The organism is Bacillus sp. V59.32b (genome assembly GCF_003429085.1).
In the GTDB taxonomy this organism is placed as follows: domain Bacteria; phylum Bacillota; class Bacilli; order Bacillales; family DSM-1321; genus Peribacillus.
The window spans coordinates 31,313-58,087 of sequence record NZ_QVTC01000055.1 but is presented as its reverse complement, the minus strand read 5'-3'; the positions used below and the strand labels follow the sequence as shown (position 1 = coordinate 58,087).

At 41.4% G+C, this 26,775-nt stretch carries 16 protein-coding genes and 1 other annotated feature; all 16 genes read left to right on the top strand.

What is annotated here, in order from left to right; all coding sequences use genetic code 11:
- The first annotated feature begins 145 nt into the window (after nt 1-145).
- The 16 genes from D0463_RS20295 (at nt 146) to D0463_RS13275 (ending at nt 26,732) form a co-directional block, all read left to right on the top strand.
- The gene (locus tag D0463_RS20295) at nt 146-385 is read left to right on the top strand and encodes a phage holin (RefSeq protein ID WP_117307888.1); all 240 of its coding nucleotides are present in this window, start codon (nt 146-148) and stop codon (nt 383-385) included.
- 285 nt (nt 386-670) lie between these two features.
- Nucleotides 671-930 (top strand) — a binding site (T-box leader).
- 98 nt (nt 931-1,028) lie between these two features.
- A complete protein-coding gene (ilvB, locus tag D0463_RS13345) occupies nt 1,029-2,750 on the top strand; it encodes an acetolactate synthase large subunit (RefSeq protein WP_117307887.1) in 1,722 nt (573 codons plus the stop codon).
- A complete protein-coding gene (ilvN, locus tag D0463_RS13340) occupies nt 2,747-3,262 on the top strand; it encodes an acetolactate synthase small subunit (RefSeq protein ID WP_117307886.1) in 516 nt (171 codons plus the stop codon). Before ilvB ends, ilvN begins: the two co-directional genes overlap by 4 nt.
- 35 nt (nt 3,263-3,297) lie before the next feature.
- Entirely contained in the window at nt 3,298-4,326 is a 1,029-nt protein-coding gene (gene ilvC / locus D0463_RS13335; protein WP_117307885.1) for a ketol-acid reductoisomerase, read from the top strand.
- Nucleotides 4,313-5,845, top strand: a complete 1,533-nt coding sequence (locus D0463_RS13330) for a 2-isopropylmalate synthase (protein ID WP_117307884.1) — start codon at nt 4,313-4,315, stop codon at nt 5,843-5,845. Before ilvC ends, D0463_RS13330 begins: the two co-directional genes overlap by 14 nt.
- Before the next feature lie 24 nt (nt 5,846-5,869).
- The gene (gene leuB, locus D0463_RS13325) at nt 5,870-6,982 is read left to right on the top strand and encodes a 3-isopropylmalate dehydrogenase (protein ID WP_117307883.1); all 1,113 of its coding nucleotides are present in this window, start codon (nt 5,870-5,872) and stop codon (nt 6,980-6,982) included.
- A gap of 70 nt (nt 6,983-7,052) precedes the next feature.
- On the top strand, nt 7,053-8,465 hold the full coding sequence (gene leuC, locus D0463_RS13320; protein ID WP_483295741.1) for a 3-isopropylmalate dehydratase large subunit: 1,413 nt from the start codon (nt 7,053-7,055) through the stop codon (nt 8,463-8,465).
- Nucleotides 8,466-8,490: 25 nt separating this feature from the next.
- Nucleotides 8,491-9,090 carry a 3-isopropylmalate dehydratase small subunit gene (leuD, locus tag D0463_RS13315; RefSeq protein ID WP_117307881.1) on the top strand — a complete coding sequence of 200 codons (600 nt, stop codon included), beginning with the start codon at nt 8,491-8,493 and terminating at the stop codon, nt 9,088-9,090.
- Nucleotides 9,091-9,212: 122 nt separating this feature from the next.
- Nucleotides 9,213-10,229 (top strand): tetratricopeptide repeat protein, encoded by a 1,017-nt coding sequence (locus D0463_RS13310; protein ID WP_117307880.1) that lies wholly within the window; start codon nt 9,213-9,215, stop codon nt 10,227-10,229.
- Between the two features lie 140 nt (nt 10,230-10,369).
- Nucleotides 10,370-11,662: a trigger factor gene (tig, locus tag D0463_RS13305; RefSeq protein WP_117307879.1), complete on the top strand. Its 1,293-nt coding sequence runs from the start codon at nt 10,370-10,372 to the stop codon at nt 11,660-11,662.
- Between the two features lie 461 nt (nt 11,663-12,123).
- Nucleotides 12,124-13,392, top strand: a complete 1,269-nt coding sequence (gene clpX, locus D0463_RS13300; protein WP_117307878.1) for an ATP-dependent protease ATP-binding subunit ClpX — start codon at nt 12,124-12,126, stop codon at nt 13,390-13,392.
- A gap of 606 nt (nt 13,393-13,998) precedes the next feature.
- Nucleotides 13,999-15,660 carry an ATP-dependent protease LonB gene (lonB, locus tag D0463_RS13295; RefSeq protein ID WP_117307877.1) on the top strand — a complete coding sequence of 554 codons (1,662 nt, stop codon included), beginning with the start codon at nt 13,999-14,001 and terminating at the stop codon, nt 15,658-15,660.
- A 230-nt stretch (nt 15,661-15,890) separates the two neighbouring features.
- The gene (gene lon, locus D0463_RS13290) at nt 15,891-18,212 is read left to right on the top strand and encodes an endopeptidase La (protein ID WP_117307876.1); all 2,322 of its coding nucleotides are present in this window, start codon (nt 15,891-15,893) and stop codon (nt 18,210-18,212) included.
- Nucleotides 18,209-18,790, top strand: a complete 582-nt coding sequence (gene yihA / locus D0463_RS13285) for a ribosome biogenesis GTP-binding protein YihA/YsxC (protein WP_117307875.1) — start codon at nt 18,209-18,211, stop codon at nt 18,788-18,790. The genes lon and yihA overlap by 4 nt, the downstream gene beginning before the upstream one ends.
- Before the next feature lie 153 nt (nt 18,791-18,943).
- Nucleotides 18,944-19,384 (top strand): SRPBCC family protein, encoded by a 441-nt coding sequence (locus D0463_RS13280; protein WP_117307874.1) that lies wholly within the window; start codon nt 18,944-18,946, stop codon nt 19,382-19,384.
- A gap of 487 nt (nt 19,385-19,871) precedes the next feature.
- Nucleotides 19,872-26,732, top strand: coding sequence for a DNRLRE domain-containing protein (locus tag D0463_RS13275; RefSeq protein ID WP_117307873.1), 6,861 nt, complete (start codon nt 19,872-19,874; stop codon nt 26,730-26,732).
- Nucleotides 26,733-26,775 lie beyond the last annotated feature (43 nt).

Genomic DNA, 26,775 nt, shown 5'->3' with positions numbered 1-26,775 from the left:
GTGAGGAGGCTTGCCAGTTCGTCCGCGGAAAGCGAGTAGATTCCATGACCATTTGAAAACCAACAATGGAATTTAACAGAGCCTAAAAGAAAGATAATCTTTTAAAAAATGATTAATAGGGACATGCCTATAAAAAGGAGGACACATGAAAGGAGATATTCTAATATTATTGTGCGGGTTTCTAAGCTCATTACTTTTATTTCTCGGTAGTATTGGCATAACTTTTGAATGGTTTGAGAGTTTAAACGCATTTATTATTCTTATTTCAGCGGCCTTAGCTTTGATCTTGAATTTGTATGCGGTTTATAAAAATACGTACGTCTTGACCAAGAAGGCCCGCAAACAAAAAGAATCCTTAAAGAAACAAGGATTGATAAAGAAGTGAATCGCCCGTTTTTTGAAACGTCAAAATTTTTTTATATTTTAAAAACCTTATAGCCATGCATGTGTAAGCGTATACAATTTCCGTGACTAATTTGAATAGTCAAATAATTCTAAAAAAATGTTGACGTGCCAATGAAATGAGCGTAATATAATCCACAAATAACAGGAAAATATTCAACTTCAGAATTGTTCAACACATTCATAACGCTGAAGTGAGGACTGTATCACAGACAATAACTTTAGTCTTTTAAAGCTTTTTATCATTAAAAGAAAAATAAGTGAATAAGCAATCGCATTGATGAGGATAAGTAGTTTTTTGTCGAAGCATTCACAGAGAGCCGGGTAGCTGAGAACCGGCAGTGCCACAAAAAACGAACTCCCCTCGGAGCTTCAGCTTGAACGTCAACCAGTAAAGCTGAACGGGTATACCAGTACCCGTTATCAAAAACAGAATGGCGACAGTCATTCAAAAGTGCGCGCAGGATCGGTCCAGCGCGAATAAGGGTGGTACCGTGGATAGGCCGTTAAAACCTTTTCACCCCTTAGCTTGCTAATAGCGGGCTTATTTGGGTGGAGAGGTTTTTTGTTGTTGTTAAAAGAGTGCTTGAGAGTGATTTAGGTTATGGGAGGAGGAATTTTTCATTATGATTGAAAAGGCAGTAGTGGCGGAAAGAAAAGGTGAAAAAGTGAAGAAAAGCGGTGCGGAGTTTTTAATTGACGCATTAAAAAGGCAAAATGTTGAAGTCATTTTTGGATATCCGGGAGGTGCTGTACTCCCTATTTACGACACGCTGTATGATTCAGGTGTATTCCATGTATTGTCAAGGCATGAACAGGGATCAATCCATGCGGCGGAAGGATATGCGAGGATAACAGGAAAACCGGGAGTGGTAATCGCGACTTCAGGGCCTGGGGCAACCAACATCGTAACTGGACTCACGGACGCGATGATCGATTCTATTCCGCTCGTTGTGCTTACCGGCCAGGTTGCTACAAGTGTAATCGGCTCAGACGCTTTTCAAGAAGCCGACGTACTTGGGATCACAACTCCGATTACCAAGCATAATTATCAAGTTAGAAAGCCGGAAGACCTTCCAAGAATCATAAAAGAAGCATTCTATATTGCTTCGACTGGACGACCTGGACCGGTTTTGATAGATATTCCGAAGGACGTGGCCGTGCTGTCAGGGGAAGCTGAGGAAGATCCAGCGATGGATTTACCGGGCTACCAGCCTACGATGCAGCCGAATTACCTCCAGATTAGGAAGCTGGTTGAAGCAGTAAGCGGCGCGAAGAAACCGGTAATTTTGGCAGGAGCCGGTGTCCTTCATGCAAAGGCATCTGAAGAGTTAAGGAAATATGCAGAACAGCAGGAAATCCCGGTCGTTCATACCCTTCTCGGCCTTGGTGGTTTTCCGGCTGATCATCCATTGTTTGTCGGGATGGGGGGCATGCACGGAGTTTACGCAGCGAATATGGCCTTGCACGAATGTGATTTATTAATAAATGTCGGCGCAAGATTTGATGACCGGCTTACAGGAAACCTTGCCTCATTTGCACCTGATGCTACCGTAGCTCATATCGATATTGACCCTGCTGAAATCGGCAAAAATATACCAACGAAAATTCCGGTCGTAGGAGATGCCAAAGAAGCTCTGAATCAATTAATCTCCCAAAATGGAAAGCTGCCTGAAGCAGCCGCTTGGGTCCAACAGGTTAATGACTGGAAGGAAAATTATCCTTTATTTTATGAAGATAACAGCAGCGAGTTGAAGCCACAAAAAGTGGTTGAAATGCTCCACAAAAAAACAAATGGTGATGCGATTGTCGTGACCGATGTCGGACAGCATCAAATGTGGGCAGCGCAATATTACACGTTTAACAAACCCCATGCCTGGGTAACGTCGGGCGGACTCGGGACGATGGGCTTCTGCGTTCCGGCGGCAATCGGTGCACAGCTCGCTGAACCTGATGCGACAGTGGCAGCAATTGTTGGAGATGGCGACTTTCAAATGACCAGCCAGGAGCTGGGTGTTATCGCCGAATTGAATCTGCCTATCAAGATCATCATTTTAAATAACCAGTCTCTTGGAATGGTTAGACAATGGCAGGAGATTTTTTATAAAGGCAGGTACTCTCACAGCTTGCTCCAGAATCAGCCATCCTTTGTAAAACTGGCAGACGCATATGGCATTAAGGCTTACAAAGTGACAACAATCGAGGAAGCTGAAGAAAAAATGAATGAAGCATTGTCGATGAATGGACCGATTTTACTAGATATGCATGTAACTCCAGGAGAAAACGTCTATCCGATGATTGCTCCGGGCAAAGGGCATCATGAAATGGAAGGGGTAGTAAAGAAATGAAAGGAATCCTCACGCTGACGGTAAACAACAGGCCGGGAGTTCTTAACAGAATCACCAACCTGTTTTCGAAAAGGAATTATAATATCGAAAGCATTACAGTTGGACATTCAGAGCAAGAAGGGATTTCTAGAATTACCGTAGTCGTTCAAGTGGACGATGAAAAAGTAATCGAACAAATGACAAAGCAGCTAAATAAGCAGATCGATGTATTAAAGGTGATGGATATTAGCAATCAATCCATTGTAGCGAGGGAACTTGCGCTAATAAAAGTGTTAACCACATCTCAAAACCGGTCTGAAATCTATGCTTTGATAGAACCTTTCCGGGCTTCTGTCATTGATGTCAGCAAAGATAGCCTAACGATTCAGATTACTGGTGAATCAGACAAAATCGAAGCTTTTATCGAATTATTAAATCCTTACGGAATTAAGGAACTGGCAAGAACAGGTACAACCGCATTCCCGCGCGGAACCCAGCGTAGCGGCGGCAGTAAAAGTCTACTAATCGTGTAAGTAATCCAATTTATATACTAGGGAGATGCAAAACTATGACAAAGGTTTATTACAATGCAGATGGAAACGAAGCTTATTTTGAAAACAAAACGGTAGCAGTAGTCGGGTATGGCTCACAGGGTCATGCTCATGCACAAAACCTCCGCGACAGCGGCGTTAGAGTAATTGTTGGTTTAAGACAAGGCAAGTCTTGGGATAATGCTGAGCAGGATGGTTTCGAGGTATATCCAGTACGCGCAGCTGCTGACCAGGCAGACGTCATCATGATTTTATTGCCGGATGAATTGCAGCCGAAAGTATATAAAGAAGAAATCGAGCCTGTATTACGATCCGGCCAAGCATTAATGTTTGCCCATGGTTTTAATGTACATTTCCATCAAATTGTTCCGCCGGCAGATGTGGATGTCCTCCTCGTAGCACCTAAGGGTCCCGGTCATCTCGTGCGCAGGACATATGAACAAGGTGCGGGTGTACCGGCACTATTTGCGATTCAGCAGGACGTAACCGGTCAAGCGCAGGAACTAGCCTTGTCATATGCAAAAGGAATCGGTGCGCTACGAGCGGGTGCATTGGAAACAACCTTCAAGGAAGAGACTGAAACGGATTTATTCGGAGAGCAGGCTGTTCTGTGCGGAGGATTGACTTCCCTTGTGAAAGCCGGTTTTGAAACCCTGACAGAAGCAGGATACAAGCCAGAGGTTGCCTACTTTGAATGCTTGCACGAATTGAAATTAATCGTTGACCTTATGTATGAAGGCGGTCTTGAAGGAATGCGTTACTCCATTTCCGATACGGCGCAATGGGGAGACTTTGTATCAGGCCCGCGTGTTGTCAATGAAAATGTAAAAGAAGAGATGAAAAAGGTATTAAAGGATATTCAAGATGGTGAATTCGCTAAAGGATGGATTCTTGAAAATCAAGCGAACCGCCCGGTATTTAACGCAATTAACGAAAAAGAAAAAGAGCATCCAATCGAAACGGTTGGCCGTGAATTAAGAAAAATGATGCCTTTCGTACAACAACAACAAAAGAAGAAAGAAGTGGTGTCAGTTGCGAAAGATTAATATTTTCGATACTACGCTGAGAGATGGGGAACAATCAGCTGGCATCAATCTTAATTTTTCCGAAAAATTAGAAATTGCGTATCAGCTGGAAAGACTGGGCGTTGATATTATCGAAGCGGGTTTTCCGGCTGCGTCAAAGGGTGATTTAAATTCCGTCCGGGAAATTGCCACTAAGATCCGAAACAGTTCGGTAACAGGACTAGCGCGTTGTATTCAAAGTGATATGGACGCGGCCTGGGAAGCTTTAAAGGTAGGGGCAGAACCAAGAATTCATATTTTTCTGGCCACATCGCCGATCCATCGTGAGTATAAGCTTAAGCTTTCAAAAGAACAAGTGATCGAAAAAGCAGTGGCATCTGTAAAATATGTGGCTGAGCGCTTTCCAATCGTGCAATGGTCAGCTGAAGACGCAAGCCGTACTGAACTGGACTATCTTGCTGAAATTGTAGAAGCAGTGATTCGAGCGGGAGCGAAAGTCATTAATATTCCTGACACGGTAGGTTACGGAACGCCGGTGGAATACGGCAGCATTTTTAAATATTTAAGAGAGCATGTTCCTTCTATTAATAAAGTCGATCTTTCCGCTCATTGCCACGATGATCTAGGCATGGCAACGGCCAATTCCTTGGCGGCAATTGAAGCGGGTGCCACGCAAATTGAAGGAACAATCAATGGCATCGGCGAAAGAGCAGGAAATGTCGCTCTTGAAGAGGTGGCTCTCGCTCTTTATACACGAGCAGACTTTTATCATGCGGAAACTAGATTGCAGTTAAATGAGATTAAGAGAACGAGTGACCTGATCAGTAAGTTGACCGGAGTTTCCGTGCCGCCGAATAAAGCGGTCGTTGGACAAAATGCTTTTGCCCATGAATCAGGAATTCACCAGGATGGCGTGTTAAAGGAAAGAACCACTTATGAAATCATTTCGCCTGACCTTGTCGGTATTTCAACGAATGCCATGGTTTTAGGGAAGCATTCAGGACGCCACGCGTTCAAAAGCAGGCTTGAGGAGCTCAATTTAGCTGTGACAGATGAAGAAATGAACCGTTTGTTCGAGCAATTTAAAGAGCTGGCTGATAAGAAAAAAGAAATGACGGATGATGATTTGGCTGCCCTTGTCCTGGAAGAGAAGCTGTCAAAAGACAACCATTTCTTTGAATTGGTATCGATGCAGATTTCCTATGGAACGAACCAGGTTCCAACAGCAACCGTGACCTTAAAGGGAAGCGAGAATGAAACAATCCAGGAAGCGGCAACCGGAGCCGGCAGCATTGAGGCCCTCTATAATACTCTCGAAAGATGTGTCGGGGACAAAGTGAATCTCCTGGATTACCGAATTCAATCTGTTGGTGCCGGACGGGATGCGCTGGCGCAGGTTTTCGTAAAAATGAAGTACCGTGACACGGAAACGAGCGGGCGCGGACTTGCGCAGGATGTGCTTGAAGCATCAGCTAAAGCCTATTTAAATGCTGTGAATCGCGTAGTTTACTTGAATGATAGAACAACTGTTTTACAATAACTAAAATGAAAGGAGAAGATTCATATGAGAAGGACAATTACTGTCTTGCCCGGTGACGGCATTGGAAAAGAAGTAACAAGGGGTGCGGTTGAGATTCTGGAAGCTGTCTCGGAAAGATATGGCCACGAGTTCCAATTTCAATATGGAGAAATTGGCGGTGGAGCCATCGACAATACAGGTTCACCGCTTCCAGATCAAACGGTCGAAATTTGTAAAAGCGGTGATGCGGTCCTTCTCGGTGCAGTAGGAGGTCCGAAATGGGATAACCAGCCATTGCATTTAAGGCCGGAAAGAGGTCTGCTTAAGATTCGCAAGGAATTGAACCTTTACGCTAATCTGCGGCCTATCAGCTATTATTCCAGTCTTTCCGAGTCTTCTCCATTAAGAAAAGAAATTATTGAAGAAGTAGATTTTGTTATTGTAAGGGAACTGACTGGCGGCTTGTATTTTGGCAAGCCGAGTGAAAGAACAACGCACGAAGGAAAAGAAGCGGTAGTCGATACGTTGTTTTATCAAAAAGATGAAATTAAAAGAATTATCGAGTGTGCCTTTGAACTAGCCAGTAAACGAAGAAAGAAAGTTACATCGGTTGATAAGGCCAATGTGCTGGAATCAAGCAGGCTATGGCGCGAAACAGCGGAGGAAATAGCGAAACAGTATCCTGATGTGCAGCTTGAGCATATGCTTGTAGACAATGCAGCGATGCAGCTAATCCGCAATCCTAAACAGTTCGATGTAGTGGTCACTGAAAATATGTTCGGCGACATCCTAAGTGATGAAGCTTCAGTTCTAACCGGGTCGCTTGGAATGTTGCCTTCAGCCTCCCTTTCGATTCAAGGCCCGAACCTTTATGAACCGATCCATGGATCAGCTCCAGATATTGCCGGCAAAAACATCGCGAACCCGATTGCGATGATTCTATCGGCGGCTTCGATGCTCCGTCTATCCTTTGGATTAGAAGAAGAAGCCGAAGCAATTGAAAGAGCGGTAAGAGACACATTGGATACCGGTGCCCGAACAAGCGATATCGCGGGGAACCAAACGAGAAATCTTTCAACTAAAGAAATGATTGCCGAGATAAAGGAGGCAATCCTCGATCAGGGTGCTATCTCTCATATTATGGGGGCCTATGCGTAATCACAATTTATTCATGCACGGCCTAATCAGTTAGGCCGTGTTTTTTAAACACTGAAAGGGGTTAAGAATCGTGAAGAAGTCAATCATCGAAAAAATATGGGATCGCCATGTTGTCGTTCAAGAAGAAAATAAACCCGACTTGTTATATATAGATTTACATTATATTCATGAGGTCACCTCACCGCAGGCCTTTGAAGGATTACGCCTAAAGGGGCGCAAAGTAAGAAGGCCTGATAAAACATTTGCGACGATGGATCATAATGTACCGACAATCAACCGCTACTTTATTAGTGACCCGGTCGCCAAGAAGCAATTAACCGCGCTTGAGCAGAACTGCAAGGAATTCAATATTTCATTGGCTGACCTTGATAGCCCGGATCAAGGAATCGTGCATGTTATCGGTCCTGAACTGGGATTTACAAAACCAGGCATGACAATCGTCTGTGGCGACAGCCACACTTCCACTCACGGCGCTTTTGGAACGATTGCTTTTGGGATTGGAACAAGTGAAGTCGAGCATGTTTTTGCGACACAAACACTATGGCAAACGAAACCGAAGACGCTGAAGCTTGAGATAAATGGAGAGCTTGGGACCGGCGTCTCTGCCAAAGACGTGATCCTTTATGTGATTTCGAAATACGGAGTGAACTTCGGGAATGGACATATCGTGGAATATTGCGGTGATGTCATCCGCAATATGTCAATGGAGGAAAGAATGACAGTGTGCAATATGTCCATTGAAGGCGGAGCCCGGGCCGGTCTTGTCAGTCCTGATGAAACCACCTATTCCTATTTAAAAGGAAGAAAACATGCGCCAGCACCGGAGGAATTCGAGAAATATGTTGAAGATTGGAACAGTCTGGCCAGCGATGAAGGTGCTGTCTATGACAAAGAGATCGTGATTGACGGAAGCGAAATTTCTCCAATGGTCAGCTGGGGGACAAACCCTGGAATGGCGAGCCCGGTCGATGGAAATGTACCGCAGGAAGGCGCGGCAGACAGGTCTTTACAAAGGGCGCTTGAATATATGGGATTGACGGGAGGGATGGCGATTACAGATATCCCCGTTCAACACGTGTTCATTGGTTCCTGTACGAACTCCCGGATAGAAGATCTAAGGCAGGCTGCCGGTATCGTAAAGGGGAAAAAGGTATTTGATGGGGTTAAGGCGATGATAGTACCCGGCTCGCAGAACGTTAAGAAGAAAGCCGAGGAAGAAGGGCTGGACAAGGTGTTTATCGAAGCGGGGTTCGAATGGAGGGAATCGGGCTGTAGTGCCTGCCTTGGTATGAATCCTGATATCGTACCGGCGGGTGAGCATTGTGCATCCACCTCAAACCGAAATTTCGAAGGCAGACAGGGGAGCGGAGCACGAACACATCTTGTGAGTCCAATGATGGCCGCCGCCGCCGCATTGCATGGCAAATTTGTCGATATTCGTGAATGGGAAGGTAATCGCGAAAAGGTTGAGCTAGCTTATTAAACAAGATTAGGAGGTGCTGATACACATGAAACCTATTTCAGTGTATAAAGGTAAAGCGGCAGTATTGGACAGAGATAATGTAGATACAGACCAAATTATCCCCAAGCAATTTTTAAAGCGGATTGACCGGACCGGTTTCGGTGAGTTTTTGTTTTATGATTGGCGCTTTGATGAGGCCGGGAATGAACGGAAAGATTTTGAACTGAACCAGCCCCAAAATAAAGGGGCGGGAATAATGCTTGCGGGTGAAAATTTCGGCTGTGGTTCGTCGAGGGAGCATGCCCCCTGGTCGCTTCAGGACTATGGCTTTGATATTGTCATAGCCCCTTCATTCGCTGACATTTTTCAAAATAATTGCTTGAAGAATGGGATGCTGCCAATTGCTTTAGAGAAGGATCAAGTTTCTTATTTAATGGAGAAAGCAGCTAATCAGGGATATGAACTTAAAATCGACCTGCCTAATCAGACGGTAACTGACAACGAAGATTTTACAGCTTCCTTCAATATTCACCCTTATTGGAAGGAAATGCTCATCAATGGCTGGGATGAAATCTCGATCACGCTTCAATATGACTCCCAAATCGCTGAGTTTGAAAATAAAGAAAATCCAGTTTCTACTATATAAAAGGTGATAGAAAACAGACTGCGCAATTATGTGCAGTCTGTTTTCATGTTAATTTTGTATTTCCGCCCATTACATGCTAAACTGATTTTCATTAAAAAGGAAAAAATGAGGCGGAGTTACCGATGAGCGGAAAAGACAAACCAAATAATAAAGATAATATCATCCTTTTTCCGAATCTTGCTGGACGGCTGGTGGACAAAGGATTGGATCAGCTTGCGAAAAAGGATTTCAGACAAGCGGCCGATTTGTTTACCCAAGCAAGAGAGCTTGAGCCGGAAAATCCGGATTTGAACGTTGGGCTGGTCGTTTCTCTAGTGGAATTGGGTTATTATTCAGAAGCAAAAGATTTGTGCAAGGAGTTGCTGAATAAAGGGATAGGCGATTATTTCCAGGTTGTAAATATCTATTTGATGGTGCTTCTTCAATTAAATGAGCATGACGAAATGGCTTCAACAATCAAGGTGCTGCTTGAAGATAACCATATTCCCTTTGACAAGGTCGAACATTTTGAAAAAATGCTTCAATTCAGCCAGCGTGTTACTGAGGAAAAACAAAACCAAGAAATCATAAGGGAAGAAAAAATTCACCATGATATTGAGAAAGACGGCTTGTTTGAGGACAAAACGGAGAGCGAGATTTTAGTAACGATTACAAGGCTTACTGAAGTCAATATCCGGCCGTATGTACTTGAAATCAAGCGATTCCTGCTTGATGAACAGGCGAATCCATTTTATAAGACACTGCTGATTAATATTTTGAAAGAGCAGGAATACGACAAGGAAGTAGATGTCTGGAAGTTTGATGAAACGGTAACGTTAATCCCTATCGATTTAGGCGATGTACTTGAAAGCAAATTTCTAGTCGGAGTCACGAAACTTGTCGAGGAGCGTCTTGGACAGAAAAATCCAACTCTATATGAGATGGTTAAAAGCTTGATTGAAAGACATAATTTCATCTTGTATCCGAACGACCCCTCGGACGGCCGTTTTGAAGAATGGGCAGCTGCTTACCAAATGCTTGCGGAAGAATACCAGGGCATCAATCTGGATGAAGAGGATAATCGATCGGACCCCGATTCTGTCAGGCAGATTGTCGCCTTTTTAAAGCGGATTGATCAAATTTCTTTCCCGATAATTTAACGTATTGTTATTGAAACGAAGGAAACCTGTGTTATAATGTAATGGCTGTAAAATATACAATTTATTCGGGTATAATTGAAGGATGACTTTTTTTAGATCTTTCATCCTCATGAAGTATATAGATTTTTGGAGGGAAACACATGTCTGTAAAATGGGAAAAGTTAGAAGGGAACCAAGGGGTTCTTACAGTTGAAGTGGAAGCGGCTAAAGTAAGCGAAAGCTTAGACGCTGCATTTAAAAAGGTTGTCAAACAGGTAAATGTACCTGGTTTCCGTAAAGGCAAAATGCCGCGCCAAATGTTCGAGAAACGATTCGGTGTGGAATCTTTATACCAGGACGCGCTTGATATCATGCTTCCGGATGCGTATGCAAATGCTGTTGAAGAAGCAGGAATCAGCCCGGTTGATAACCCGGAAATCGATGTTGAGCAAATGGAAAAAGGACAAGACCTAATTTTCAAAGCGACTGTTACGGTGAAGCCGGAAGTTAAATTAGGCGAGTACAAAGGCCTCGAAGTTGAGAAATTCGATGCCGAAGTTACAGACGAAGATGTAGAAAACGAATTGAAAAGCCAGCAGGAGCGTCATGCTGAGCTTGTTATTAGAGAAGAAGGAACGGCTGAAAATGGCGATACAGTCGTAATTGATTTCGAAGGGTCCGTTGATGGGGAACTATTTGAGGGAGGCGCTTCTGAAAACCATTCCCTTGAGCTTGGTTCAAACTCTTTCATCCCTGGTTTCGAAGAACAATTAGTTGGTCTTGAAACAGGAGCGGAAAAGGAAGTTGAAGTAACATTCCCTGAAGAATATCACGCTGCTGAGCTTGCTGGTAAAAACGCGGTATTCAAAGTGAAGATTCACGAAATCAAAACGAAACAGCTTCCTGAATTGGATGATGAGTTCGCGAAAGATGTCGATGAAGAAGTAGAGACATTGGCTGAACTTAGAGAAAAATTAAAGAAAAACCTTGAACATGATAAGAAACATCAGCAAGAGCACCTGGTTCAGGATACGGTTGTAGAAAAAGCAGCTGCGAATGCTGAGATCGATCTTCCGGAAATTATGATTTCCAACGAAGTAGACCGTATGATGGATGAATTCGAACAGCGCCTGCAAGGTCAAGGCATGAACCTCGAATTATACTATCAGTTCTCTGGACAGGATAAAGAAGCGCTTCAAGGACAAATGAAGGAAGAAGCGGAAGGCCGTGTGCGTACAAGCCTTACTTTAGAAGCGATTGCAGATGCTGAAAACATTGAAGCAACTGAAGAAGACGTCAATGAAGAAGTAGAAAAAATGGCTGGAATGTACAACATGGATGCTGAAACAATTAAGCAAGCTCTTGGAAGCATGGACGGAGTAAAATCCGATTTAAGAATTCGTAAAGCAATTGACTTCCTTGTTGAAAACAGCAAAACAGTAGAATCCGAATAATCATACGTTATCATATGGGACAAGGCGCGAGTGATCGTGCCTTGTTTTCATACATAACTGTTTATTGACGGGTAGGAAAGTAAAAAGTGTAAGTCTTCCAAGCCTTGAATTGACAAATTTTCTTTAAATATAGCGGCAATTGCTGTCGATGGTTTCCTAATTGATTTTTTCTGCATTTCAGTGTAGATTTATTTTAATAAAGCATATACATATTTAATACCTCCCTTCCTTTTTTTATTTGAAAGGTTTGGGATTGCCGGCAAAGGGCAAAATACATATTAACGAATTTTTTCTTGCAATTATGGGACAACTTGCATGGTGTCAGGCATTTTTATTACAAAACTTCCAAGAACATGCTACAATGCAATTCATACCTTCAAAAAATAGAAGGATAAATTTTTCTTTTACCGAATTATTACCTTCTTGAAGATAAATTGGAAGAGTTAAAAGGGGTGAAGTTCATGTTTAAATTTAATGATGAAAAAGGACAGCTGAAGTGCTCTTTTTGTGGTAAAACTCAGGAACAAGTACGTAAACTGGTAGCTGGCCCTGGTGTATATATTTGCGATGAGTGTATTGAACTTTGCACAGAAATCGTAGAAGAGGAACTTGGAACGGAAGAAGAAGTTGAATTTAAGGATGTACCTAAGCCAAAAGAAATTCGCGAAATTCTTGATGAATATGTAATCGGTCAGGAACAAGCTAAGAAATCTTTGGCGGTTGCTGTTTATAATCATTATAAGCGTATTAATTCCAACAACAAAGTCGACGATGTTGAGCTTGCCAAGAGTAATATTTGCTTAATCGGACCGACAGGGAGCGGTAAAACCCTGCTTGCCCAGACACTTGCACGTTTATTGAATGTTCCATTCGCGATTGCGGATGCTACTTCTTTAACAGAAGCGGGATATGTAGGGGAAGATGTGGAGAATATCCTGTTGAAATTGATTCAGGCCGCTGATTATGATGTCGAGAAGGCTGAAAAAGGGATTATTTATATCGATGAAATTGATAAAGTGGCCCGTAAATCAGAAAATCCTTCTATCACACGTGATGTATCCGGTGAAGGTGTACAGCAGGCATTATTAAAGATTCTTGAAGGCACGGTCGCCAGCGTTCCGCCTCAGGGAGGACGCAAACATCCGCATCAGGAATTCATTCAAATCGATACAACCAATATCTTGTTCATCTGCGGCGGAGCATTTGATGGCATTGAACCAATCATCAAACGCCGTTTAGGACAAAAAGTCATTGGCTTTGGCTCTGATATGAAGAAAGATGATGTGAAGGAAAAAGAATTATTATCAAAGGTTCTTCCTGAAGACATGTTGCGTTTTGGCTTGATTCCGGAATTCATCGGACGCCTTCCAGTCATTGCTACACTTGAGCAATTGGATGAAGCTGCGTTGATTGAAATCCTGACAAAACCGAAAAATGCGCTTGTCAAACAATATCAAAAGATGCTTGAGCTTGACAATGTCGAGCTTGAATTTGAAACTGACGCACTGGTTGAGATTGCCAAGAAAGCAATCGAACGTAAAACAGGTGCCCGCGGACTGCGTTCCATTATCGAAGGCAATATGCTGGAAGTGATGTTTGATTTACCTTCACGTGATGATATTGAGAAGTGTGTCATCACAGCTGAAACGATCACTGACAACAAGCCACCAAAATTGGTTTTGACCGATGGTACAACTGTTAAAGGTAAGGAAAAGAAAACTTCAGCGTGATAAATAAATAGTGAAAAAAAGCTGCCGAATTTATCGGCAGCTTTTTTTATGGAGGAAAGGAAAGTAAATTCTCGCTACAAAAGATGAAATATAGCTACAAAGAGGAGAAGTCGACTACAAAAAGAGAGATGCCCGCTACAAAAACGGCCCTCGGCTACAAAAAGTAAATTCCCGCTACAAAAGATGAAATATCAGCTACAACCCAGAAGAAGTCGGCTATAAAAGGAGAGATGTCCGCTACGAAAAAGGTCCTCGGCTACAAAACATAAATTCCCGCTACAAAAGATGAAATATCGGCTAAAACCCAGCAGAAGTCGCCTACATAATGAGAAATGCCCGCTACAAAAACGGGCTCGAGCTACAAAAAGTAAACCTTTCCTTTCTGCATAAGTGCAATTACGTCTAATCTCCCCTTAGGCTCGCCAAATAGGCGGATTTTCTTTATAAACGTTAGCTGCGACGTACAGACCACTTCCGCTTTTCTTACATGAACGGTAGAAATTAGCATTCAATAATCGTATAACAGACCCCGAAATGTTGGAGTAATTCCATCCTGCCACGGAGATACTAGCATTATTACTTACAAGGTATCCAGGAGGGAATATGATGGGCTGGACAGGTATAGCATTGTTTATCCAACTGTTTTTTGGGGTTGTAATTGGATTATATTTTTTGAATCTGTTAAAGGGACAACGAACCCAGAAAGTCACCATCGATCGCGAGTCTAAAAAAGAAATGGAGGTCTTAAGGAAGATGCGTTCGATTTCATTATCGGAACCTCTTTCAGAGAAAGTGAGACCTGCTTTTTTTTCAGACATCGTCGGTCAGGAAGATGGAATCAAAGCATTAAAAGCAGCCTTGTGTGGACCGAACCCGCAGCATGTGCTGATTTACGGTCCTCCTGGGGTTGGAAAAACAGCGGCAGCCCGGTTAGTATTGGAGGAAGCCAAAAAGAATTCAAAATCCCCCTTTAAACATTCATCGGTTTTTGTGGAAATCGATGCAACAACGGCGAGATTCGATGAGAGAGGAATAGCGGATCCGCTGATCGGCTCCGTTCATGACCCGATTTATCAGGGAGCCGGAGCGATGGGACAGGCGGGGATTCCTCAGCCAAAACAGGGAGCCGTCAGCAATGCCCACGGCGGTGTGTTATTCATAGATGAAATCGGTGAGCTCCACTCGATTCAAATGAACAAGCTGTTAAAGGTGCTCGAAGACCGAAAAGTATTTATGGAGAGCGCTTATTATCAGGAAGACAACACAAATATCCCGACACATATTCATGATATCTTTAAAAATGGATTTCCTGCAGACTTTCGGTTGATCGGGGCAACGACAAGAACGCCAAATGAAATTCCTCCGGCGATCAGATCGCGTTGCATGGAAGTGTTTTTCCGTGAGTTGGACCGGGAGGAAATCATCCAGATTGCCAAAGGGGCAACAGAAAAAGTGAAAGTAGCGATAAGTGACAAAGGACTGGAAACGATATCTGAATATGCCCGAAACGGCAGGGAAGCGGTCAATATGGTACAAATATTGGCGGGAATTGCGATAACGGAGGAAAGGCCCTACATCAAGGATGAAGATATTGAATGGATTGCTCATAGCAGTCAATTAACCCCAAGGCTTGATCGGACAATTGGTTTAAAACCAAAGGTGGGGTTGGTGAACGGATTGGCGGTACACGGACCGAACAGCGGATCCTTGCTTGAAATAGAGGTGACCGTCATCCCGGCATTAGAGAAAGGTAGCATAAACATTACGGGGATTGTTGAAGAAGAAAGCATCGGCGGCAGTGGAAAATCGATTCGCAGAAAGAGCATGGCTAAAGGATCTATCGAAAATGTCATCACCGTCCTTCGGACAATGGGGGTGCCTGCCGATCAATTCGACATTCATGTGAACTTTCCGGGAGGGATACCAATTGATGGACCATCAGCCGGGATTGCGATGGCAACGGGTATCTATTCAGCGATATACAAAATCCCCGTTGACCACTTTGTAGCCATGACCGGGGAAATCAGCATTCATGGGAATGTTAAACCGATCGGCGGGGTTGTCCCCAAAGTAAGGGCGGCAAAGCTTGCCGGCGCGAAGAAGATCATTATCCCGCAGGAAAACATGCAATCGATTCTTCATGATATAGAAGGAGTCGAAATCATTCAGGTCAAGAGCATAAAGGAAGTATTTGAAAAAGCTTTGAAAAAAGATGTGATACCTGATCAAATTATGCCTGAATTAAATGCGAAGAAAGAAAGTGTATAAAAGATATGGCCTCGGTTTTCCCGTGAACCGGGGTTTCTTTTGAAGTATCCTTTATCTCAAGTAAGTTTTATCACGTGCGTTTCGTCGTTTTATTGTACATAATAGAGGGAAGAAAAGTATTATATCAAAGATTAGACACTGCATTATAAATAGGATAGAATTGTTAAAAGGCTCGCAGCATTGGTGAAAAACTATAAAATGATGCAATAAATGAGTGGAGGTGTCATGCTATGGCTGACAATGAAATCATCGTCCCCCTCCTGCCGCTTAGAGGATTGCTTGTATATCCGACTATGGTGTTGCACTTGGATGTCGGACGTGAGAAGTCTGTACAAGCTCTGGAAAAAGCTATGGTAGAAGACCATCTTATCTTTTTAACGACACAAAAAGATATATCACTGGATGAACCAGGTGAAGATGACATATATAGAACAGGTACACTTACGAAGGTTAAGCAGATGCTGAAGCTTCCAAATGGAACGATCCGTGTTCTCGTCGAAGGATTAAACCGGGCGCAGGTAGTCTCTTTTTATGACAATGATACACACTTTTCCGCGAAGCTCGAAGTGTATGAAGATAGCCCGGAAAAGGAAATTGAACATCAGGCACTGATGAGAACGCTGCTCGAATATTTTGAACAGTATATTAAAATGTCTAAGAAGATATCCACAGAGACATTTTCCTCAACGTCTGATATTGAAGAACCAGGCAGATTGGCTGATATTATCGCTTCACATCTTCCGTTAAAGCTGAAGGAGAAGCAGGAAATCCTTGAGACCATCGATGTGAAAAAGCGTTTAAGCCGCATAATCGAAATCATCAATAATGAAAAAGAAGTACTGAACTTAGAGAAGAAAATAGGACAGCGCGTCAAACGTTCCATGGAAAGAACCCAAAAAGAATACTATTTGCGTGAACAAATGAAAGCCATCCAAAAAGAACTAGGCGATAAAGAAGGCAAGACAGGTGAGGTAGCCCAGCTCACTGAAAAGATTGATGAAGCTGGAATGCCTGACCATGTAAAAGAAGCAGCATTCAAGGAATTGGACCGATATGAAAAGGTCCCAGCAAGCTCGGCAGAAAGCTCTGTCATCCGTAACTATATTGACTGGCTCATATCCATTCCTTGGTCCGAGGCGACTAAGGATGACTTGAATATCCATAAAGCCGAGAAAATTCTGGATCGTGAACACCATGGTTTAGAGAAAGTAAAAGAACGGGTGCTTGAATATTTAGCGGTTCAACAGCTAACCAAATCATTAAAGGGACCAATCCTTTGCTTGGCCGGGCCTCCCGGTGTCGGGAAGACAAGTCTCGCAAAATCGATCGCGACCTCTTTAAACCGTAATTTTGTAAGGGTTTCACTTGGCGGTGTCCGAGATGAATCCGAGATACGCGGGCACAGACGTACGTATGTCGGTGCCATGCCGGGCAGAATCATTCAAGGCATGAAAAAAGCTGGCACGGTAAATCCTGTCTTCCTGTTGGATGAAATTGATAAGATGTCAAACGATTTCAGGGGAGATCCTTCATCAGCCATGCTTGAGGTGCTCGACCCAGAACAAAACAACAATTTCAGTGATCATTACATTGAAGAAACGTATGACCTATCCAAGGTTATGTTCATAGCGACGGCCAATAATCTTGCAACCATCCCGGGACCACTTCGCGACCGGATGGAGATTATTCAGATTGCCGGCTACACGGAAATTGAGAAGCTGCATATTGCCAAAGATCATTTGCTTGCCCGCCAGTTGAAAGAACACGGTCTGCAAAAATCACAGCTGCAAATTCGCGATGACGCATTAATGAACATTATCCGCTACTATACCAGAGAAGCCGGTGTCAGAAGCCTTGAACGCCAGCTTGCAGGCATCTGCCGCAAAACAGCAAAAATTATGGTTTCAGGCGAGAAAAAGCGTGTCGTCATCAATGAAAACAATATTGTCGATTTTCTTGGCAAACCTATTTTCCGATACGGTCAGGCAGAGCTCGAGGATCAAGTTGGCGTCGCAACAGGATTGGCTTACACCACTGTCGGCGGAGATACGCTGCAAATCGAAGTTTCCTTATCCCCGGGAAAAGGAAAGCTTGTACTGACTGGAAAACTCGGAGACGTCATGAAGGAATCGGCACAGGCCGCTTTCAGTTATATACGCTCGAAGACAGAAGAATTAAACATCGATCCAAACTTCCATGAAAAACATGATATCCATATTCATGTTCCGGAAGGCGCTGTACCGAAGGATGGCCCTTCAGCCGGGATTACAATTGCCACTGCCCTCATTTCTGCCCTGACAGGCCGCCCGATCCGCAGGGAAGTAGGCATGACCGGGGAAATTACTCTCCGAGGGCGCGTGCTTCCAATCGGCGGGCTGAAGGAAAAGTCATTAAGTGCGCACCGTGCAGGCTTGACGAAGATTATCCTGCCTAAGGACAATGAGAAGGATATTGACGATATACCGGAAAGCGTACGAAATGAATTGGAGTTTGTTCCTGTTTCCCATCTGGATGAAGTGCTTAAGCATGCATTGGCAGGTGGCAAAGAGTGAAGGTAACGAGTGCAGATATTGTCATCAGTGCCGTCAAGCCTGAGCAATATCCTGCAGAAAAGCTACCCGAATTCGCTCTTGCAGGACGCTCAAACGTCGGAAAATCCAGCTTTATCAACAAAATGATAAATCGGAAAAGCTTGGCCAGAACCTCATCGAAACCGGGCAAGACGCAGACGCTTAATTTCTACATCATTAATGATGAGCTGCATTTCGTCGATGTTCCCGGTTACGGGTATGCGAAGGTATCTAAAACAGAGCGGGCGGCATGGGGACGGATGATTGAAACCTATTTCACGTCCCGCGAACAGCTTCGCGCGGCCCTTTTAATTGTGGATTTACGCCATCCCCCATCCAAGGATGATGTCATGATGTACGATTTTCTGAAGCATCATGGTCTCCCTTGTATCGTAGTTGCGACAAAAGCGGATAAGATTCCGAAAGGAAAATGGCAAAAGCATTTAAAGGTAGTCAGGGAAACGCTTGATGTGGATCCGGATGATCAATTGATCGTATTTTCCGGCGAAACCGGGCAAGGTAAGGAACAGGCGTGGGGCGCTTTAAAATCGTTTATGTAAGGCAGGGGAATTTTCTCCTGTCTTTTTATTATGAAAAATAAAAAGCTTGAACATTATTTCAACGTTAAATTTCGAAAGTGTAGAATTTGCTTATTTAATTAATGATAATAAGAAAGTGATCATTCCAATATATCGAAAGAGAGTGGATGTAGTATGGATACTCAAGTAACTACGAAATTTAATATCCTCAAGCCAGCTAAGGAAGTGTTTGAAGCAATTGTAGACCCTGAAAAAATCGGGAATTTTTGGTTCTCATTGAGTTCTGAAAGATGGGAACAAGGCAAGACGATTACATTGAGATATGACGAATATGATGCTCAAGGGGATATAAAAGTGTTGGAGATAGAGGACGATAAGAAAATCGTATTCTCGTGGGGGGAGGATGGTCAAGAGACGATTGTTGCCATTACTCTAAAAAGGACGGATGATTCGAGTACCATTATTGAAGTAACCGAATCAGGTCTGAAAGAAGATGACCCCGAAATCGTAAACAAAATGCTTGGGAAAAAAGAAGGCTGGGTTTATACGTTGATTTGTTTAAAGGGTTATTTGGAAAATGACGTTAGTACTTTGAGGGCATCATTGATTCATTAAATAAGTTTAAATCGTTTATGTAGGCAGGAGGAGTTCTCTCCTGTCTTTTATTATGAAAAATTCCCTCTTGGAGTGATGGCGCTTTTTTTGTCCTAAAATTTTAAAATATTTTTAATAAAATTGTAATATTCTGTACTTTGGACCTATTTATTGTCATATAATTCACCTGTTATAATTACAAAAAAAGGAATCATTCCTAAATATAGGAGGTGATGGTATAAGATAACTATCAAGGTGGAACATATTATTTATTTTTTTGTTTTTTATTGGGAAATCGGATTTCAAGTGCTTTATTTTAATCTTCCTTTTATCGAACATATGTTCTATAATATTATTGAGAGAAACCAAGAGGTGGAAAAAAATATCTGATGTCCAATTTTGAATAAACAATTAATCTTTTACTATTTAATAATTCTGCTCTCATTTTATATGAAACAAGAACCTCTTAAATTTCGCCTGTATATCATTAAAAGAAAGGTAGGATGATATGTATAAAAAGTGGAAGCAATGGTTAATAAGGAGCCTAGTTATTCTCTTGGTAATCAGCAGCATACCACCAATTGAGACAATCGCTGAAACTACTGATAGTAAACGAATTTCACCAAATTTGACGGTACCATCAGTTGAAGAACCTGCTGTGGGAGAAGTGATAGAACAACGAACGGAAGATGCAAAGGTTTTTTATGAAGGGAAAGGTAAATATAGAAAAGATATTTTTTTTGAACCGATTCATAAAAAACAAAAAGGAAAAAAAGGATACGAAGAAATATCCGCAGATTTAGTGGATGATTCTGCAAATGAAAAAGAAGTAAAAACCGAAAATACACTGATTGATACCACTTTCAATAAAAAAATGGAAAATGGCTCATATGCTAAGTTTGATATTAATGGTAACAAGATTAATTATTCACTGATTTCAGCGTCAGGAATTGATATTGAGCCTATTACCGTTAAAGACGCAAAAGCACAATTTAAAAAGAAAACCAATAAAATTATTCACAAAGATGTTTTCCCAGATATAGACTTACAGAACATTACGTTTGGTCAAAATATAAAAGAAGATTTAGTGATGAATTCATATAAGGGGTTACATATATTCAAATTTAAACTGGAAACTGACCTTAGTGCAGAACCACAAGAAGATGGTTCCATTATCTTTAAGGATGAGAAGTCTAAACAGGTATTCGAGCTTCCGAAACCATTTATGACAGATTCTAATTATGATGACCAAAAAGGAGAACCTCAAAAATCTGAAAATGTTAAATACGAATTAGCAAAAATTAATGATGGATACACACTAACGGTGAATGCAGATCCAAAATGGCTAGAGGATAAAAACCGTAAATATCCAGTGCATATAGATCCAACGACATCCATCACTACTTCTACTGATACATTCGTCATGAGTGCTTATCCAACTACGAATTATAGTTCTTCATCCAGCAAATGGGATGCAGGACAAGGTCAATATGTATTAAAAACGGGATATTATGATGGTACAACTGGGACAAACTATGCATTCTTGAATCATAGTATCACCAGCTTTCAGAATATGAATGTGACTAGTGCCACCTTCAATGTATACGTGACTCACTCATATTATGCGACTACCGCAAATGGGCTGTGGCTGGATGCTGTTAATAGTTCATGGTCTGCTGGATCAATGACTTGGAATAATAAGCCTGCTTCTACCAACATCACGAAAGATGATGTAGCAAGAGAACAATGGGCCCAGTTTAATGTAACGAATAAGGTAAAAGAATGGGCAACAGGTGCTAAAGCAAATTATGGCTTTAAGCTTCACACTAATGGAAACGGAATGGACCATTGGAAAAAGGTTGTTTCCTCAACAAACTCAACCAATAAACCTTATCTTTCTGTCACTTATACGATACCAACAGCAAGCACTCCAACCGGTAAAGTTTATTCAAACGGAAATGGAACCGGTTATGCAGATCTTTCCTGGCCGGCTGTAAAAGGTGCAACAGGTTACAAGGTTTGGATTTTTAACGGAAAAGATTATGAGGCATTCAATGTAGGAAATGTAACCTCATGGTCAACGAAAGGCAAAAAAATCTGGCCAACAGCAGCTGAAATTAGCAGCGGGAAGTTTGACTTGCATCAAGACTCTACTGGAGCTGAACTTGCCATTGATCCTTCCCCGGTATATAAAAATTCAGGTGGAAGCTATCCAACGAATAAAAATTACTGGTTTAGGGTTAGTGCTATTTTTGCGCAAGGTGAAGGCGCACAATCCGGTGCTTACCAACCAACTTTGCCAAATCTAACATTACCTTCCACCCCTGCAGGAACCAGTTATTCTAATGGGAATGGCACCGGTTATGTTGACTTTAAATGGAATCCGGTAAGCGGCGCGACAGGATATAAAATTCTATTATTTAACGGTAAAGAATATGAATCACTTAATGTTGGTAATGTAACATCTTGGACTACAAAAGGCAAAAAGTATTGGCCAACAGCCAGTGAAATTAGTGCAGGGCGCTATAAACTTCATTTGTCTGATGGTCTTGGTACAGAGTTAGCTGTTAATCCAGCCCCTGTCTATAAAAATTCGGCGGGAAATTATCAAACAGCTACAAACTACTGGTTTCGAGTAATTGCGTATAATGCCCAAGGAGAAACCGTAAACTCAAACGCTTACACACCTTCGATAACATCAATGCCTAAACCAGCCGCTCCTACTGGATTTACGTATACAAATATGCTTACCAGCAATTCTGGATATGTTGTTTTAAACTGGAATGAAATTGCTGGAGCTGCAGGATATAAAGTCTGGGTGTTTAATGGGAAAGAATATCAAAGTTTTGATGCGAAAAATCAAAATACATGGACAACACAAGGCAAAGGTATCTGGCCAACAGTCTCGGAAATCAGTGAAGGAAAATATCAACTGCATACGGATGGCAATGGAGCGGAATTGGCACTTGATCCTTCTCCTGTTTACAAAAATTCTGCTGGAAGCTATCAAACTAGTAAAAATTATTGGTTTAGAGTCAGTGCCTATGATACTAAAGGGGAAACGATTCAATCAAATGTTTTCATGCCGACATTCGGTCAACCAGTTGAGTTCCTTGGTGAAGAAGAGTATTGGTCAATTCTTGATGTTCCCTATAGCAAGGTCAATATGGCCACGGGAAACCTTATTGTTGATGAAGAAGACTTTTCAATTTCCGGAAGAGGCCCGGAGTTAGGACTAAACCGATCGTATAATAGCTTGTCAACTTCAGTTGGAATGTTCGGCCCGGGATGGCACTCAGATGCTGAAATGTCAGTTACTAGTTCTCCTGAAAACAATAAGGCAACTTTGGTGGATGAAGACGGCACTGTTCATATCTTTACCAAGTTAACGGATGGTACGTATAAAGCACCAACTGGCGTTTATTTAGAACTGACTGAAGACAGCACACATTTCATTTTAAAAACTAAAGACCAAACAAATGCTTATTTTTCTAAACAGAATGGTCGACTTGTAAAAATAGCAGATGGATATGGTAATACATTAACTTACACATACGATGAAGCTGATAAGCTCACTACTATGACTGATGCATCAGGCAGGGATTTGAAATTCTCATATAACACGGATGGTTATGTAACAAATGTTACGGGTCCAGAAGATAGAAAAGTTTCATATTCTTATCAAGATGGATTTTTATCAAAAGTAACCCAAACAGCGGATGAAATTACTTCTTATGAGTATAATGCAGGGAAATTAGTGAAGTCCTATGAGCCAAATCATACAGAAACGAAACCTGTGGTTAATCAATATATTTATGAAACTGAAACTGATCATCTAAAGGAAGCTATCGATCCAAAAGGTAATAGGTATCTATTAGAGTATGATTTAACCAATAAAACACTTTTATTTAACCAGCCAAACGGTAGGAAGATTCAATATTCGTATAATGAAGCTGCTAATCCTACTGAAATGATCGAGGATGTTGATGGATTAAAAATCACGACAAGTTATAAATACGAAGGTAATAATCTTATTGAATCAAAAGATCCTAATGATCAAAATTCAACCACACCTACAGAGAGCTATAAATATGATTCAAACGGTAATGTCATTTCGGCAACAGACAGCTACGGTACAGAATCCTATGAATATAACAGTAATAACGATGTTACTTCAGTTACTGATACTGAAGGGGACCAAACTACCATAGCTTACGAAGGCTTGGATGCTGTATCTGAAACTGACCAAACGGGAAAAACTTCTTCTGTTGCCAAATATCAAAAAGATGAAAACGGAAACAGTAATGGAAATCTTCTTGAATCAAGTTATGCCTTAGGTGTTGCAAACAATGTTGTTCAAAATAATAATTTTGATAGCGATTTAAGTGGCTGGAATAAACTAAGTGCGAATGATTCAGGAAGTATAACTGTAGACAATACAACGAAAACCTATTTTGGTCTTTCAGGCAATAAATCATTAAAATTAAATGTTCAATCGACTAGTGCTACAAGATCATATATCGCTGCCGTACAGGAAGTCCCTGTGAAGGCTAACAGCAATTACTCGCTAAGCGGGCTAATTAAAACGGATACGAATAAGGCTAATGCCTTCTTTAATGTAAAATTTTTGGACGCTAATAATGCACATATTTCATGGGTCGACAATCGCTACAGTCAAATTAGCGGTACTCGGACATGGACTGAAAGGCAGTTGTCCTTTAAGACACCTGAAAATGCTGCAAAAGCAATAATATATCTGGAAGCAGAACATACAGATGCCGATGCGTCTGGTGAGGCCTGGTTTGACATGATCCAGCTGGAACAAGCAGAAGTCTCTTCGAGCTACAACCCTCTCAACAATAGCGGCTTTAGTAATGCGTTAACCGGTTGGACAGGGTCAGGAGGAACTGCTGATTCTTCAGGTGGTTTTGAGGACAATACTTCATTAAAGTTAGCAAGAACTGCAGAAACACAGGCGGCAAGCGAATACAAACAAACGATTAATATTGGTCAAAGTGCGTCAGATGAAGCATTTGATATGACATTAACAGGTCTATCAAAAGCAGAAAATGTATTGAAAAAAGGAAAAGTTACAGACCGCGATTATTCATTAGTGGCAAAGGTGTTTTACACAGATGGTACAACAAAAGAATATGTCGCTGGTTTCCCGGCAGGAACACAAGAGTGGAACAGGGCAGCTGTCAAGATACCAGCTACGAATCCTGTCTCAAAAATTGAAGTTTCTACAATTTTCAAAGGGAGTTACACTGGTTCTGTCTGGTTTGATGGTATTCGTTTATTGAAGGGCTATGTAATATCTAAATACATTTATGATTCTAATGGAAATTATGTTATACAAACTGAGGATGAGTTCGGATATAAGGTCAAAAGCTCTTTTGATACGTATGGCAACAAAACGAGTGAAACAGATGCTAAAGGCATAAAGAAAACTTATGAGTACAATCTTGCAAATCAGCTTCAAAAAATATTGTTTGAAAGTGAAACCTCTATTAATTATCAATATGATAAAGATGACAACATAATCTCGAAAAAAATTATACTATCTAATGGTGCATCTCAGGATTATAGCTATGATTATGATGAACTTGGAAATTTAACGGAAGCCGTGGGGTCATTAAATCATAAAATTGTAAATGAATATGATGAGAATAGCAATAATGTAAAAACTATTCTTCCAAATGGCAACACTCTTACTTGGATTTACGATGCCAAAGATAGAATGAAAAGCGTGGCCTATAATGGGAACCCAACATACTCCTATACTTATGACAAGAATGGAAATGAAACATCTGTTCTATATTCTAAAGAAGGTCGTTCGAAAAATAGAACGTACGATTCATCAAATCGAGTGGTTAAACAAGAGGATAGAGGTGGCACTCAAGAATGGAAATACTCTGCTTCATCAGATAAATTAAAAGAATTCTTGTTGATACATGAGGATTTCGTTCTTAAAAATACGTTCCAGTATAATGAATTAAATCAAAACATTATTGTCAGTGACGGTGAATTGAATTATCGTTTTGACTACGATGAACGAGGGAATATTAAAACGTTTACCACTGGAAACGGAGGAGGCTCCTCTTTAAAGTATGATGATAAGGGGCTAATTCAACAGTTGGCAGTAGGAATGATTAATGGAAAGGATATTACTGATGAAACCTACGAGTATGATGCTAATGGCAACCGTACACAGATAAAATACCGAGACGGCAAAACAATATCTTATGAATATAGTAAGCTGGATCAACTCGAAAAAGAGTCATTAAAAGATGGAACAGTAATAGAGTACACTTACGATGGGTTTGGAAACCGCACCCTAATCAAGCAGACACAAAATGGAAAAACAACAAGCACAGCTAGCGAATATAATGCCGCCAATCAACTGACAAAGTTTGGAACAGAAACAATCACATATGATGCAAATGGTAACCGTAAAGAAGACGGAAGCTTAATCTACACTTGGAATTCACAAGACCATTTAGAATCTGTTACGAAGAAGGGGGAATCGTCTCCTTTTGTCACGTACAAGTATGATGAAGATGGCCGCCGAATTCAAAAGACTGTAAATTCGCAAACTACCAACTATTTTTATAGTGGGGATAGTTTGAATGTTTTATATGAAACAGATGAAAAGGATCAGGTTTTAAGATCATACATTTATTCCGAATCTGGGGAACTCCTTGCGATGCAGAAAGGTGCTGAAAAGTTTTTCTATCATTATAATGCACATGGAGATGTTATTGCATTATCTGACAAACAAGGTAACGCTTTAGCAACCTATGAATACGATGCTTGGGGTAATCAAATAAAAATTGAAGAAAGCGATCAAGTCAAGGATAATCCTTATCGGTATGCAGGTTATCGATATGATATTGAAACTGATATGTATTACTTAATTGACAGGTACTATAATCAAACCCAAGGAGTTTTTTTATCCGTAGATCCAGATCCTGGTGAGATTGATGACGCACTCACTCAAAATGATTATGCATATGCTAACAACAATCCAGTTATGCTTGTTGACCCTGATGGGAATGCAGCTGTTGTTGCAGTTTATTTTGTACCAGGTATAGGTCAAGTAGCGTTAATGGCAACAGGTGTAGTTATTTTAGGAGGAGTAGCATACAAGGCTGGAACCTGGATTGGTAAAAAGGCAAAGGATTATTATTACAAAGCTCAAAATAATAAACAAATAAAAAAGAGAATAGAAGGTTTAGAAAAACAAGTTAGAAAACATAAACAAAAACTAGCTAATAACCCACGTTCTAGAGATAGGAATCACTGGGAGAAAGAAATTAGAGCTTGGGAAAAGGAGATAGCTAGACTAAAAAAACGATTAAAAAAATAACGGAGGTAGAAAAATGTGTATGATATTAAATTAGAAGAGATTA